Source organism: Paenibacillus sp. IITD108, assembly GCF_036541265.1.
Classification (GTDB): Bacteria; Bacillota; Bacilli; order Paenibacillales; family Paenibacillaceae; genus Pristimantibacillus.
Genome location: NZ_JAZHCT010000009.1, coordinates 18,465 through 33,764 on the forward strand (window position 1 = coordinate 18,465; position 15,300 = coordinate 33,764).

12 protein-coding genes and 1 pseudogene are annotated in these 15,300 nt (G+C 44.3%); 2 read left to right on the top strand and 11 right to left on the bottom strand.

Annotation, left to right across the window (positions count from 1 at the left end; all coding sequences use genetic code 11):
• Window positions 1-62: 62 nt before the first annotated feature.
• Genes V1L65_RS10070 through V1L65_RS10080 form a run of 3 tightly spaced genes read right to left on the bottom strand, consistent with a single transcriptional unit; the run spans window position 63 to window position 4,768 of the window.
• Complete coding sequence (locus V1L65_RS10070) at window positions 63-1,910, bottom strand: hypothetical protein (protein ID WP_331699014.1); 1,848 nt, start codon at window positions 1,908-1,910, stop codon at window positions 63-65.
• Between the two features lie 12 nt (window positions 1,911-1,922).
• Window positions 1,923-2,840: an aldo/keto reductase gene (locus tag V1L65_RS10075; RefSeq protein WP_331699015.1), complete on the bottom strand. Its 918-nt coding sequence runs from the start codon at window positions 2,838-2,840 to the stop codon at window positions 1,923-1,925.
• Window positions 2,841-2,854: 14 nt separating this feature from the next.
• The gene (locus V1L65_RS10080; protein ID WP_331699016.1) at window positions 2,855-4,768 is read right to left on the bottom strand and encodes a hypothetical protein; all 1,914 of its coding nucleotides are present in this window, start codon (window positions 4,766-4,768) and stop codon (window positions 2,855-2,857) included.
• 115 nt (window positions 4,769-4,883) lie between these two features.
• Here V1L65_RS10080 and V1L65_RS10085 point away from each other — a divergent pair, with 115 nt between their 5' ends.
• A complete protein-coding gene (locus V1L65_RS10085) occupies window positions 4,884-5,768 on the top strand; it encodes an AraC family transcriptional regulator (RefSeq protein WP_331699017.1) in 885 nt (294 codons plus the stop codon).
• 57 nt (window positions 5,769-5,825) lie between these two features.
• On the opposite strand, the gene V1L65_RS10090 is transcribed toward V1L65_RS10085, so the two are convergent.
• The 8 genes and pseudogenes from V1L65_RS10090 to V1L65_RS10130 all read right to left on the bottom strand — a co-directional run bounded on the left by V1L65_RS10090 (window position 5,826) and on the right by V1L65_RS10130 (window position 12,806).
• On the bottom strand, window positions 5,826-6,614 hold the full coding sequence (locus V1L65_RS10090; RefSeq protein WP_331699018.1) for an IclR family transcriptional regulator: 789 nt from the start codon (window positions 6,612-6,614) through the stop codon (window positions 5,826-5,828).
• The gene (locus V1L65_RS10095; protein WP_331699019.1) at window positions 6,602-7,513 is read right to left on the bottom strand and encodes a fumarylacetoacetate hydrolase family protein; all 912 of its coding nucleotides are present in this window, start codon (window positions 7,511-7,513) and stop codon (window positions 6,602-6,604) included. The genes V1L65_RS10090 and V1L65_RS10095 overlap by 13 nt, the downstream gene beginning before the upstream one ends.
• A 15-nt stretch (window positions 7,514-7,528) precedes the next feature.
• Window positions 7,529-8,302, bottom strand: a complete 774-nt coding sequence (locus V1L65_RS10100) for an SDR family NAD(P)-dependent oxidoreductase (RefSeq protein WP_331699020.1) — start codon at window positions 8,300-8,302, stop codon at window positions 7,529-7,531.
• 366 nt (window positions 8,303-8,668) lie between these two features.
• A pseudogene (locus V1L65_RS10105) lies at window positions 8,669-9,016 on the bottom strand (MFS transporter); the annotation flags it as partial.
• Window positions 9,013-9,465: an MBL fold metallo-hydrolase gene (locus V1L65_RS10110; RefSeq protein ID WP_331699021.1), complete on the bottom strand. Its 453-nt coding sequence runs from the start codon at window positions 9,463-9,465 to the stop codon at window positions 9,013-9,015. The pseudogene V1L65_RS10105 and the gene V1L65_RS10110, both read right to left, overlap by 4 nt.
• A 255-nt stretch (window positions 9,466-9,720) precedes the next feature.
• A complete protein-coding gene (locus V1L65_RS10115) occupies window positions 9,721-10,710 on the bottom strand; it encodes a helix-turn-helix transcriptional regulator (RefSeq protein ID WP_331699022.1) in 990 nt (329 codons plus the stop codon).
• 519 nt (window positions 10,711-11,229) lie between these two features.
• A complete protein-coding gene (locus tag V1L65_RS10125; RefSeq protein ID WP_331699023.1) occupies window positions 11,230-12,399 on the bottom strand; it encodes a stalk domain-containing protein in 1,170 nt (389 codons plus the stop codon).
• A gap of 50 nt (window positions 12,400-12,449) precedes the next feature.
• Window positions 12,450-12,806 carry a DUF4870 domain-containing protein gene (locus V1L65_RS10130; protein WP_331699024.1) on the bottom strand — a complete coding sequence of 119 codons (357 nt, stop codon included), beginning with the start codon at window positions 12,804-12,806 and terminating at the stop codon, window positions 12,450-12,452.
• Window positions 12,807-13,065: 259 nt separating this feature from the next.
• On the opposite strand from V1L65_RS10130, the gene V1L65_RS10135 reads away from it, so the two are divergent.
• Entirely contained in the window at window positions 13,066-15,132 is a 2,067-nt protein-coding gene (locus tag V1L65_RS10135) for an ATP-binding protein (protein ID WP_331699025.1), read from the top strand.
• Window positions 15,133-15,300 lie beyond the last annotated feature (168 nt).

Below are 15,300 nucleotides of genomic sequence, written 5' to 3' on the forward strand. Positions count from 1 at the left end.
TGCCCATTCTTTGCCCCACTAATGTTGTGAGCAATTAATCAGTACTCTCATGGCTACTCTTACTAAAAGTCAATGCTTATACTAAAATTCAAGCTCTGCTCCGGCTCGATGCTCGACAGAAGAATACGATAAATCGTATGCTTATCCTCATATAGATACTTTACCTGATGTGTGTCAACATCAAAGGAGAACCTCTGTGCGTCATAGCTAATGACAGCCTCATCCAGCTTGATGCGGCCTGCCTCGATCAATTCAGGCTTGATTGACGATACTAGAACCTCTACGAATGATTTTGGTTTTTTTGAAAATTGAGCCTGGTCAGTAATCGTTAAACGGAAGTGCCCCTTATCACAATCAACCCGCTGCCAATTATACGCTCTTGTCAGTTCGTTCAAATGCGTGCAATCATAAGCGTTAGTCAGATCCAGCTTGAATTCAACAGCCGCTTCTGTTGATGCATACTGGATGACCTCTGTTCTGTAATTTTCCCCAAAGCCTTGCCGGAAGCCGTCTACAATCGGAACGGAATGTCCGTGAGAGCCGGCCGTTATCATCTCATAGCGCGTGACTGGCTGGAAATATTCCTTCGTATAAAAGCCTGAGCCCAAATCCGCAAGCATCGTTTTCCCGTTCATATGGACGATGAAATGCCCTAGATCATTATGATTATGAGGCTCGGCATTATGTCCTCCTTTGGCTGCAAAAGCGTACAGCCCTTTGGGCGTCCATGTCTTCGATATGACCCATTGGTGTCCCTGGAAGAACTTGTCGTCAATAGCTTGTGCAGGCACATCCTCAGACACTGCCTCCGAGGTCCATAGCAATATTCGTGCAAAATGTGCCCAGTGATCAAACAAATCATTGAACTCTGGCTTCATCTTTGGAATGGCTACGTCAGGAAAATGCTCCTTCAGCCTGCTAAGAAGCCCGATGTTAATAGGAATATCTTCAACGGAATCAGAAAAGTTGACCACTTTTCCACCGCTAAGCATACATGCATTTGGGAATGTGGCTATACGGCCGATCTGTTCGCCTGCGAGCAAGTTAACTCGGCCATTCGTGCGATCCCTTAACATTTCAGAGAAGTAGACATAAAAACCAAAGCCGAACTGCCAATAGGTTACACCTTCCGGAGTTGCTCCTTCCTCGTCAAAGCCGCTCAAATGCTTTCGCATCGCTTCAATTACTCTCCATAGCATGCCGGCTAGAAGCTCGCTGTCCTTCACCTCATATATAGCAGTTACGCCAATGCCAGCCGAGCATACGGCCGGCCAATTATTCGTTTTCAGCTCCCAATTTTGCGGAACAGGATCGTAGAAGTAGACTTGTATAATTCGGCGGTCAAGCTCTTTGTGAACCCGCTCCACTACCCATGGATGCAGAGCGTCGCCAACGAGACTAATCGTCTCTGATAAAGCAAAGGCAGTAATAGAGGAGAACAAATCTATCGTTTCTCTTGGCGCATGCTCCCTATCCCAAATACCGCTTGGATACTCATTCACATAAAGTCCAACATGAGCCGGGATTACCCAGGTCGATTCCTCGCAAATGGCCCATATTAAATTTTCAAGCGCTTCTCCCCAGCGTTCCCTTCCTTCCGTTAGTACTAAAACCGTAAGTACAGATAAACGCTTTCTTCTCTCAAAATATTTACTTTCAAAAACTTTGCGGTCACCGACCGTGCCGAACATAATAAATTCCGAAAATTTAAGCTCCTTTAAGGGGGCATGAACCGTTTCTTCCCCGTACTCGCGAATATCTTTCCACACTTCTGACATCAATGAGCTGTGAGCCAGCTTATTCCAATTATTAAGATCCCTGCTTTCAGGAAACAATTGATACCCTTCCTGTGCCGACTGCTCCAGTGCCAGCTTCAATTGCTTCAAGGTCAGATCATACATACCTGGCATTGTATTTTCCTCCTAGTATTCAAATAACGGCTTTTTGTTTTCTAATAATTGAAACACTCTGGCTTGTTCTTCTTCCGGTAATCCTGTCCCATCACAGCATGCGACATTTCTGAGCAAGGATTGTACGGACGTTGTACCCATCAAGGTTACGGCAATATCCGGACAATTCAGGCTGAATCGCATAGCTGGCTCGATCAAGCCTTTCGGTTCTGTTTTCCTTAGAAAAGAGATCTGCTGCTTCCGCTTCTCGGCTTCTTCCAGCAGCTGCTTTTTCGGCAGCAGGAAACTGGCCGGAGCATCCGCCAATATCCCCATTGCCAGCACACTGCCATTTATAACCCCTACCTTATTTTCACGAGCCAATGGAAATAGCTCTTCCTTCGCCGAGCAATCGATCAGCGTATAACGTCCCCACATTTGGACCGTATCAATTTGCCCTGTCCGTATGAATGGGAATAACTGCTCCACTTTTCCGCCATTAACGCCAATGGCCCTTACCTTTCCCTGCTCCTTCAATTTGAGGAAAGCAGCTACAGTGCCGTTCATTCCTTCCTCGAACGTTGTCATTTCAACTTCGTGGAGCTGTATTAGATCGATATAATCCGTTCCCAATCTTTTTAGGCTCTCTTCTACTGAACGCATTGTATTTTCATAGCTGTACGCTTCACCGCGCATAACAGCTTTAGTTGCCAGCACAACCTGATGACGCTTGCCGCCAGCCAGTGCCTTCCCTATTCTTAATTCACTTGCCCCATTACCGTACAATGGAGCCGTATCCATAAACGTAATGCCACTGTCAATCGCTGCGTGAACGACATTTTGAACGATGTCATCATTCGTCTCACCGAAGCCGCCGCCGAAAGGGGCTCCGCCTAGACCAAGCCTCGATACTTGTATTCCTGTATTGCCCAGCTTCGTATATTGCATCATTAGTCCCTGCCTCTCTAAAGCTGTCTTCCTGCCAAAAAAGGTTTTGCAGCGTCTGCCACTGTCCATGGAGTATCATAGGACGGCCTATTCACATATCTGCTCATTTGGAAAACGAGCCTTGCTCCTGCCCCTTTGCCCAAGTGAACCTTAAACCATTTGCCTTCTAATGACTCCGCTCCTATTTGCTCACCATTCTCGTCATACAGCACGACGGATTCAAAAGCATGCTCGCCAAAGCTTCCCGCCTGCAAGATTACTTCCCTGTCCTCGAACAGGCTGAGATTGACCAAAGTTACTGTGACAGACTGATCTGTGAGTTTATCGATTAAAGCGCCGACAGATTCTGGCAATCCAGGCCTCTTATTGATCGCGTCGAAGTACCGAATTCTAGCATGTTGGAATCCCCCATGAGAAATATGCATAGGAGCGCCCAAAGTCAATTGAACGAGCGATTCCATATAAACAGGATTCATCTCCTGCCACTTATGAATGCCGTTAATATCTTCCCAATCCCATCCGGCCGGATTGCCGGCTTCCGATCTCATCTTCTCCAGCTGCTGTACAATGAGCCGATGATTTGCCTCCAAGATTAGATTAGGATAATCCGGATATTCACCTTGCATGAATAGAAACCAAGGAATAGTATTTCCTATAAAATGCTTCGTTTCCTTCTTCGTAACCGGATTGCGTCCTGATACAACGGGCACATCAATCTCCTTCAGGCTATCGGGGATCGTAATGCGTTGAATTCTTTCCAAATCCTCTTCCTGCATCGATACCATCCATAGCTGAATGGGATACACTGCGTTCTGAGTCCGATAATCGGTCCAGCCGCTGTCAAAATGCTTGTTCGGCGTTACCCAAACGCCATCCTGCTCTTTACCGAGCTTCCAGTTGTAGTCCAGCTGTCCCCTCGCCAGATCAAGCCACTTGGCATCCCCTGTTAACAAATACGCATTCATAACCGCGTTAACCATTGGTTCAATTATCGTCATGAAGCCATGCGGCCAGCGCCAGCCGTAATATCCGCCCCACCATTTGCCGTCGTTATATTCCCCTATCTCGCCCGACAGGCCGATATTGTCAGGGGTTAGCCCGCCGTTGCGAGCCGTGCGCTCTATCCATGCTTCCACATACTCCAATACCCATTGCTTATACTTCTCATTGCCCGTATACAGAAAAGCATTAGTAATCAGTCCAGTTGCGTTTAAATTTAACGGGACATCGCCTTTAGCTATCCGGCTGTTCATCTTGGCTATAATTTGTTTATATATCGCATCATTAGACCATGCGCACTTGCCGCTTTCAAAATCAACCCCGTCTATATCTTCAAAAGGCGCCAAATAATCATCGAGCACCCCTCTATGCGTAACCCAATCCTCTTCCGTCATCTCGAATCTAGGCCCGCGGCTTCCTGTAATAGGGGAGCGAATCAGTTTTTTCTCTGTATCATAGTTTGGAGCGAGCGGATCTTCACCCGTATACATACGAGCGAATTGAACAGCACGCTGTTTGTTTTTTAAAGAATGCGGATTGCTTAATCCGAGAAAATAAATATAAAGATAACCCTCACCATGATGCATCCAATCATAATAAGCATCAAATTCACGATCAATTTGACCATATTGCGTCCACTGCCACGTAAGCGCTTCCCACATCGATTGAGATAGCTCTTTTACCTTTTCGCTGCCCCCAAGCGTATATAACAAGGACAGATACATAAAGGCTTCGTAGGGGTCGTCGGAGCCATCCATGCCCGGCCAATCCTGTCGCCAGATTAATGTTCCGTCCTCACGCGTATAACGCTTTACAAACTCAACCGCGCTTTGATTCAAAATATCTATAAGCAATCTTTCCATTAATGCCCATTGCGGGGGCGTCCAGCTTGTATAAACCTGCACTTCTGGTATCTGATTGTTATGAGGCATATTTTGATCTCTCCTTATAGCTTATATAACTATAAGGATACTAAAAGAATCCGTATCAATGTATCTCTACGATGTGCTAAAATACGGTTATATTGATCAGAGGAAGAGATGCCAAATGAAGCTCATTCATGAAATGGATTTAACTAAAATACCTTTTCATCTCAAGTTCCATTATGCTGCCTATTCCGAGCTACCCAACTTCTATCACTCGCATCAAGGCTTGGAAATGATCTATATATATGCAGGACAAGGCGATATTCTAGTCAATCGCAAAGTATATGAAGTCCGTCCAAACAGCCTGTATATTTTTCAGCCCTATCAATTGCACCGGATTCGTCTTCATGTTACTACAGAAACCCCTTATATCCGTTCAAAATTTTTAATAGAGCCGTCTATTTTTTACGATCGTCTGCAGCATATGCCGCTACTGCAAAAGTTTTTTTTGCAAATATGGAAGCATGAAATTGCCCAGCCCGTTATATATGACATGCAAAGCAATCCCTTTGTACTCGAGTTGATGAAAGAATACCAATCACGGATTAAAACGCCGTCACCTGCTCCGGAAATTCAAGAAGAAGGCTTCTTGTTTCTGACACAGCTTTTCCAGCTGCTCAAAAACAATTGGCATACGCATCTGTTCGGTGACGCTTCTGGTATACTGCAGAAGAGAGAGTATCATCAAGCCGAGCATGTGATTCATTGGCTGGAAGAATATATGCATGAGCCTTTGGAGCTCGATCGTATTGCAGATGAACTTCATGTCACCAAGCATCATTTGTCGCGCTTGTTCAAAAAAGCGACAGGCAGCACCATAAGCGAATATATGACTGTTCTCCGAATACAAAAGGCGCGCAGACTGCTTGAAACGACCGAGCATTCCATCGAGCAAATTTCCCAGGACATCGGGCTCGGCAACGTATCCTATTTCTGCGAAATATTCAAAAAGGCAATGGGCATTACACCGCTGCAATATCGTTTGTTTTTGCTGAAGCACCCTTAAAAAAGCAAGAAGTCCCTCCTGCGTTATGTTTTACGCAAGAGGGACTTCAAACTTAATTTATTGCTGTGCTGCTTGCGAGAGCTTGCGAGCCAGCGTCTTTATTTGCAATGCAGCTCTGTCTTTCTTCTCTTCCCAAACTTGCTGCAGCATCGAGCAGCTTACCGCAGCCACGACTTCCCCGCTGCTATTCGTAATAGGAGCTGCCACGCAACAGAAGCCTATAACCGCTTCCTGCAGATCAAATGCACAGCCCTGCTTTCTAATCGCGTCCAACTGCTTGAATAGCTCCCCGGAGTCTTTAACACTATTAGGCGTTGGCTGCTCCAAAGCCTGACCCGCATAGCGAAGCCGCACCTCTTTATCCGTTAATCCAGCCAGCATCACCTTACCTAGCGCAGTTATATGAGCGGGATAAGTCATGCCGGGCTCACTTACTAAGCGTACTCGGGAATAGCTGCATTCTTCTTTTGCCAAATATACAACATCCGTATGCTCCAATCGAGCCAATTGAATCGTTTCGCCAAGCTCCTCAGCGTACAGGGAAGCTTCTTTTCTGAATTCGCTTATCAAATCATTATGCCTGTAGAAAGAAGCTGCCCACTGGGCAATAACTGAACCATTAGAGTAAGTGCCATCAGGTTCCAATACAATCCAATTTAAAGCCTCCATCGTCTGCAAAAGCGAAAACATGGAGCTTTTATTAATTCCAGTCTCATGAACCAAATCCATTAGCCGATACTTTCGCGGAGATGAGCAAACCAAATTCATAACCAAATGCGCCTTCTCGATCGCCGGTACCCAATATTTCGGCTTTTCCTTCTCTGTGATATGATTCACCTTCTCCATTCTGATCGCTCGTCTTTTTCCTCAACAAAATGATTCGTCAGTTGTCCGAGCTTTTCAATTTCTATCGTGACGACATCGCCAGGCTTCAGATAAACCTGCTTATCCTCTGGCAAGCCAAGCACAACGCCTTCAGGCGTACCTGTCAAAATAATATCGCCAGGCGTCAAAGTCATATGCTGTGAAATATAGCTTACAATCTCAGCGCAATTAAAGATCATATCCGACGTGTTTGAATTTTGCCTTACTTCACCGTTGACAATCGCGCGAATTTCCAATTGATTAGGGTCTCCTACCTCATCGGCAGATACAAGATAAGGACCGAGCGGGCTAAAGTCATCGCATGTTTTGCCAAGCAGCCATTGTGCAGTGCGCAGCTGCAAATCCCTTGCAGACAAATCATTAACCATCGTGTACCCGTAAACATAGCCCAGCGCATCTGCATTAGATACATATTTAGCTTCCTTGCCTATAACTATGACAAGCTCAGCTTCATAATCCAGCTTATCTGTCACGCGGGGGATCGCCACGTTTTGCTGATGGCCTGTAAGTGTATTATTGAATTTATTAAATAAAATCGGATAAGTTGGATAAGGAGCATTTGTCTCATCGGCATGTTTTCTATAGTTCAAGCCGATGCAAATGATTTTGTTCGGACGGGTTACACTCGGTCCCCATACGATGTCTTCTTCCTTCAGCCATAATTCTGGATTGGACTGAGCTTTGGCTGCTAAGGCTTCCAGCTCGGCCATTGCCGCAGTACCTCCAGCTATTAATTCCATATCAGTACGGGGAGCAGCGCCGCCGTAAATATTCCAGGCAGCATCAACATCCAAAATACGTTCAGCATCCTTCAGCCCAAGAGCTGGCATGCCCTTTTTCATAAATGTGATCGTTTTCATAGTTAAGCCTCCTAATTATGCATTTTTTCCAAAAGTAACGCCGCCGTCGATATATAAAGGTGAACCCATCATAAACGATGACTCATCCGATGCCAGAAACAGCGCCGCCTTAGCCACATCTTCCGGACGGCCAATCTCACCGCTTAACTGCCTACGCTTAATGGAAGCAAATGCTGCTTCAGGATCACTGTAGGATTCTGTTAAGTACTTCTCAACAAACGGTGTCATAATCGTTCCTGGAAGCAAAGCATTCACCCTAATATTATACGAAGCATAGTCCACTTGCATAGATTTTGTTAAAGAAAGCACGGCACCTTTTGTAGCCGAGTAAGAAGCTCTTCTAGCCAGCCCTATCTCCGCAATGCAGGACGACATATTAATTATATTGCCGCTTCTTTGCTTCATCATTTGCAGGACAGCATATTTGCTTGGCAGAAAAACGCCTTTCACATTCACACTCATAATTCGATCCCACGTATCCGCCTCGACTTCGTGCAGAGCACCTACTCCGCTAATCCCGGCATTGTTCAGCAGCACATCGATCTTTCCATACGCTGCTACAATTTGATCGATCATATCCGATACGGATTCTGCAGCGGTTACATCTGCGTGGATAAACAAAGCCTGGCCGCCCTGCTCGCGAATTTCTTCAACGGTTTGCTTACCCGCAGCTTCATTAAGATCATTTACTATAACCGTCGCTCCCTCATTGGCAAACAGAAGCGCTGTGCTTCTGCCTATGCCTGACCCGCTGCCTGTAATTAAACATACTTTTCCGGATAATCTCATCGTTTTCCTCCTCATTATTGACTAAACGGTATTATCCACGACGTATTGCTATTACATTCTTAAAGTAACTTTGCCCAAGCATTAGTTAAAAACCATTCTTTTGCGTTCTTTAGTAGTTTATTATAAGGAACTAGGTTTTATATATTAATTTTTAAGTATCTTAGCACGTAACTCTAATCTCGTCAATTGTAAATTACAGCCGTTATTATGCGAGGCAACTCTTGAATGGAAAATCGTACACAGTTGCTGCTTTCGGCACTGCGTAAACCCCTTGGGTATACTTTCCCAATAAACAAAAAGCTCAAGCAAAATCCGCTTGAGCAAAATAGAATTATTCCAGCTGTCTACAGAAACATTAGTGAGCGGAAAAACGAAACCCAAGCCATGCTCGTCTAGATGCATGACGAACGGAGAATAAGCCAGCAGGGTAAAAAATCCAAAGTTATACAGAAGCGCTGCGATCCCCAGTATAAGCAGAGCCGGATATTTTAGAGCACGAAACGGGTCCAAAATCGATGTCTTTTGGGCGGGTGGCGCCGCTTTCTTCAATGCTGCATTAGGATTGCGGGAGGGCATCATAAACAGAAGCAGCAGAAACGCTATCCCCATTAAGCAAGCCACACCATAAAACGGTCCTCTCCAAGAAATCGAACCGAGGCTGCCACCAAGCAGTGGTCCTACAGAGATTCCCAGCCCAATGGCCGCTTCGTTTAAATGATGTATGGACGCAATTCTACTGCCATATCCGTATGTCGGAACACACTTCTAGATTCTGCTTCAAGATCTGCCAAATCCTCAATTGTAATTTCCACAATCTTAATCGGATAACCCAAATGAGTTCCCGTTATCCGCAAATTCGTCTCCACATATTCACACAATCCTGGAGGTCCGTAAATTTCCAAAGATTCTGTACATCCAAACGATGAGCGGCTACTTAATAAACCCGGGATACCATAGACGTGATCCCCGTGTAAGTGTGTAATGAATAATTTCATCAATCGATTAAGGTTCAAAGAAGTTTTCAACATTTGCTGCTGGGTACCCTCCCCGCAGTCAAACATCCAAAAAGATCCACTATTCTGATTTATTCGTATGGCTACAGATGTAACATTCCTTCCGCGAATCGGCATACCTGCACTTGTACCAAGGAACCAAAGCTCCATTTTACCTCACCTCTGAAATGTTTAACTTTTCTAATCTGTCATATATTATTTCACTTCGTGCTAGCTATTCTACAGTCTATTGTCTGTTTGAAATCTCAATAATATCCATATGCATAAGTAGTCAAGGATAAACGGCTTCCGCCGCCCTCTCGACGTGCGCGTTTTGTGAAAAATTTATAAACTCTTATATTTAAACAAAAAAGCAGTCTCAAGGTTATGTCCTCCGTTGACTGCTCATCATACCCATATTTTCGATTAATCCCCGTCATACATTTCAATAACATATTTTGCTTGCTGAACTATTTTCCCAATTAAATAATCAGGTTCTATCAGCTTCATCGCCCCGCCGAAACCAAGTACGTAAGCGATAGCTTCCTGCTCCGTGTTAAAGTTTAATGTAACAAGAATTGTGTCGTCTGTTAGCCGCTCATCTGCATCCACTTTTTCGACAAATTTATCCGTAAATGTCATACGGCCTACGGTTGTTGGATCTGCCAATACTTTCACTTCGAAAGAAGGCAATGATTCGGTAAATTCGCGTTTGCTTTGCTTCCAATACTCATTTAACTTAAAGTGCTCTGGTCTTGCAAATCCTTCATGTCCAGCTTCAGCCTGAACGATTCTTGACAATCTGAAGTTACGGTATTCACCATCTTCATTTAATCCAACTAAATACCAAGCACTTCCCTTCGCCACCAGGCCCAAAGGGCAAACAACTCTGTTTGAGCAGACACCATCCGCTTTTTGGTACATCATATTAAGCTTCTTGTCTTCCCATAATGCTTGCTGAACGATAAGAAAGGTTTTATTTTTCACTTCGGATGTCTTCCATGAGCCTGTATCTATATAGATCTTCTCTAGGTAATGCCGCCCTTCTGTTTTCGTTGAACGAGGCAAAGATGCCAGCAGCTTCCGGCGGATATCTGACCCATACGTCTGAACCCCCAAATCTTCCAGCATTTTTTCAGAGGGAAGGATAAATAATGCCTTCATATCCTCCAGCTTCAGACTGCTCAACTGTGATTGAAAATGATCCATTAGCCGCCATCCTCCCGTTTTTCCCCGCTCAGCAACAACAGGTATTCCAGAAAGACTCAAGGCATCCATATCACGTAAAATAGTCCGATCCGACACTCCAAGCTCGCCAGCCAGCTCATTTGTTGTCATTTGCATATTATTTTGGAGCAAAATCATAATACGAATAAGCCTGTCAGCTCTCATATTTTTCACCTCTGCTTGATCCATTCAATCATTAATCTTTTTCAGTTCTTTTCCGGTACTCTTGCGACAACCGTATTCTCTGGCAATGATTAAGAGTAGCAATCACAACATTCATGCCAGTCATTGAACCATCGCCAACTCTGATTCCGCCTCTTTACCAAATCCTGAATCGCCATATATAGTCCTCGCTCGAGAAAATAAAGTTTTCAATGAAATCATAGAATGATATGACTCAAATATCAATTGCACGACCTAGAATAGAATTAGGAACAGTTTTATTTGCAAGAGGGAACCGGAAAATCACATTAACGGAAGAACTACTGTCAACAATGAGCTATCATACATCAAAACAGCAAGCTTTGCTTCATACCATTAAGTCCTCGATTAGAAGCTGACTTAAATTTCATTTGGAAAAAACATCAAGTATTTTCTAATGCAGTAAATAAATTTTTGGATCAGCTACGGAATACTATTAAAAAATAACGCAACCTAGACAGGTTGCGTTTTACTCATTGCTCTATCGGTTTCGATTGCTTCACAGCATTAAGGAAATTGCAGTTCAAGTTGAATAAGATGATGGCCTGTAAACGGACTTTTGAAATTTGCCGTAATTTTCTCTTTATACTGTTCATTTTCCTTAAGGCTAACCAATAATGGAACTGCCTTATAACCGTCAGGTTTCCAAATAGCAGATATTTCGTATGTGCCAACCGGGATTTGCATCAACCGATCCCCATCATGGCGAATAGGAATTCCGGTAATCGTACTGCCTGTACTTCCGTCTACCAGCTTGCCAACGGGCTTCAGCGTAAGCTCAACATCTTTCATCTCGAACCATGGCGCATTGTCATCATACGGGTATAAACTATCCCAGCTGTGTACTTCAATTTCTCCAATGTTGATATCAAGCGTAAAATCTCTTATCGCTCCAGTGCTTCCGGCAAAGCCTTGATTTGACTTCGGCTCCATATAAAAGCTATAAGTTTGACCTTCATACTCTGTATCTAGTCTTGCTCCCATCCGGTAAGATGTATTTGCATTCGGAAGTTCCAATCGGTAATAGCCGTTGTTATCGGTCGCCCCCAAGATATTGCTATTATACAGGAGCGTATTGTCTGCCCATACTTCTGCCCCCGGCACCGGTTGGCCCTCGACATTGACGATGCGGCCCTTAACCACAAAAGGCTCCACTTTATTATCAATCGGCGGCGTGGATGGCTTCGGAGCAGGCGGATTCTTCACAATGCCCGGATCTGCCGATTCCTCCGTGGCGCCAATTCCAATGATGAAAGTACCTGCATTATCAGAAAAATAAACATGAAACCCGCTGTTTTCTGATACGAATCGCAATGGGACAAGCGTTCTGCCGTTTCGGATCTGCGCTGGCACATCCAATGCAACAGTTTTCCCGTTGACTATTGCCTTATTGCTGCCAATCGTCAATTCAATCGTCAAGCCTGCCTTCTTGCCAATCACCTTGCGTACTTTTCCCTCAATCCACTCTATTTCAAAACCAAGCGTTTCAAAGATTTTACGAAATGGAACCATCGTGCGACTATCGATCAGTATCGGGTCAGTATCTTCGAATTTCAAGCGTTCTCCTTCAAAGTACACTTGAATTTCTCTGGAATTGGCTTCTGCCCCTTGCCCGTTGACAGGAATCAAGGCGGCGCAGAGCAAACATAACAGAAATATTCGCATTATTTTCTTCATTAATCACAATCCCTTCATTATTTAATCGATATTGCCAGTATTGCATAGGCCTATTTCAGTTGCTTCTCCGCCATGTCTCCGATAATCGGCAATTTGAACCATTGGCCTTGATAAGCTTTCATCATTAAAACAATCCACAAAACGAATGCTGCCAGCATGATAAAAATGCTTATTATGAGTCCCAATATCGGAATAAGATTTATTACCAGATTCAAAATTATGATCGCTGCAGATACAAAAATAGATTGCAACGCATGGAACCGCACAAAACGATTCTCTTTTTCAATAACCATAAAAATAATTCCCGTTATAAACCCGCATAAGTAACACAAAACGCCGGCCAGATTCTCATCTATACCGGAACTTGTTGTACCTTTTTCCCTTCCAGATTGTTCATGTCTGTCCATGAGTTCACCCTTTCATAAACTGTTTTCGAATAGCTAGCTTGTTTTAGATCCCTCCTCAAGATTTCAACACAGTAGTTACAATTATACATTTCAAAAACTCTCAAATAATACGCCAAATTACTCTCATATTCATGCTTGTACACAAAATAATGAAAACGCTTCATTCATTCCGTCTATGATATAATTAGCTGTATTGAACTGGCTCGGCGGCGACCTGCCTGTCTATGATGCGTTGAGGAAATCGGGAGGACTGGTTCCTATGGATATAGGTGATTTATTGATCACACAGCAAAAAGCATTCTTTGTTGGGCGAAGCGAAGAATTAGCGATGCTCGAACAATGTTTATCAAACCATGATTGGAAACTGCTTCACATTCATGGTCCTGGCGGTATTGGAAAAACAACGCTGCTCCGGCTATTCGCACAGACAACTGGTTCCAGCCGATGCATATACCTGGACGGACATAGCGATTTCCAGCTTCCGCAAGATTTTTTGAAACAAATTCGACGTGCGCTTCCCGAATTCGCAGATGATAGGACAGAAATAGATATGCTCAATGCCTGCGCTGCTTCACATGGAAGTGTTATTCTGCTGCTGGACACGTTTGAGATGTGTGGTGCAATCGAAAATTGGCTGCATCAGGATTGGATTCCCAAACTTTGTCCGCTTGTCAAAATTTGCTCGGCTGGCCGCTATCCATTGGAAGATCAGTGGATGCGAGACGGTTGGCATGCTCTCGTTCATAACATGGAGCTGCAGCCGCTAACTTTTCAAGAAATTCAAATGTACGCCCACACACGTGGAATTGCCGATCAACAGATCGTCGCTGCGCTGCAGCAGTTTTCGAATGGATTGCCGCTCGCCTTGTCGCTTGCTTGTGAAATTATTGTACTTAAAGGAAACACTCAGTTTCTTGATCAATATCAGAAGGATCACATCATTACGTACTTAATAGAGGAATTAACCAGAGATTTAGAGGAGAACGATTGGAAACGTTATATGGAGGCATCTTCTGTAGTATGGCGCTTCGATCAGGAATTGCTGCAATCCCTGCTTCAGGAGAAAATAACTAACGACTATTTCAGAGAGTTTTGTCGACTTCCATTCGTCATCCGGCAAGCAGACGGCTGGTCCTTGCATGATTCGATCCGGCAATGGGTATTTACCGATCTGCGAAACCGCATGCCGCAAACTTTCCAAGCCTACCGCAGACTTGCATTAGATGCGTTATACAAACGGGCGGATCTCTTCCCGCACAAGAAAACAGATTTGGCCTTTGAACGGCTATATCTGCACGAACTGGACTTCGTTCGCGATTTCCGCTTTCAATGGGATGATCGGCTACGGTTTCGTGAATGCAGAGAGCAGGATCTGGATCTGGTCGAACAGCTATATCTGCAACATCTGCATAATCAAAGTAACTTTATTCCTGGCGAAACTCATTTGGAAGCTCTTATACGTCCACTCGGGCAAGTAGATCCGTCTGCCTTCTATGGTTTATGGCGGGATCAGGAACTGGTCGCTTTCTGCTCCTGCATCTTGCTCACAGAACAAACGGTGCGGATATTCCGCAGCAATCCGATCACCTTGCCCATAACTACCCGCATCCGTCCCGATCGTCGCCAGTATTTGCTCTCGATTACCGGGGTAGCCGCACATCTGGAACAAGACATTACAGGGTCCGTTGCCCGGGCATTAGTACAAATTATTGAACGGAACAAGGATGCTGACTTTCTCGATTTAATATCGATACCATACTGGCTGGAATATTTGCCGGTGCTTGGCTTCCAGCGAGCCCCTTGGGCAGACTCAACGACTCCTTTGGGCGTTAAATACTTCGGTCATCAGCTGGATCTCAGTCACGAAGATTTAGCCACTCGGCTGAATCGGATGTATTCATTGATGGAATCTTCTGTACCTGCTGAGCAAAAGGTCGTATTATCGCATTCAGAAGAAACAGGATTATCTCTTGAGCAGTCAGTCAAGCTGGTGCAGCGGGCGCTGAAGCATTTCCCGCGCTTGCCCCTTCATCCGGAAATTACCCCTACTTTGCGCCCGTTATTGCCGCAATCCATTGCCGGGCAGGTTACAGACAAGATTGCTGAACTAATTCAAACCAACATTCGTGACATTATGCAAACCTTTCTTGACGGAAGTGAGGAAGAACAACGTTTCTATCGCATCTTGCAGCACGCCTATATCAAAAAAATAGGCACACATGAATTTGTCTCGGAATATTTGAACATCCCTATTAAAAGCTACTACAGATATTTGAAATTGGCTGTCCGATCGCTGACCTATCAGATGATGAAGATGAATGTATAGTATCGACAAAAAGACTACTTTCGCAGTTTCACAAATAAACGAATATAACCCGTCTGGGTTCACGCCTGCGGGTTATTTTCTGACCATAAAATCTTAATATGAATTGGCCTCCAATAAGTTTTTTATATATGACAAAAGATGTCGTAATTATAGATTACAATATTAAAT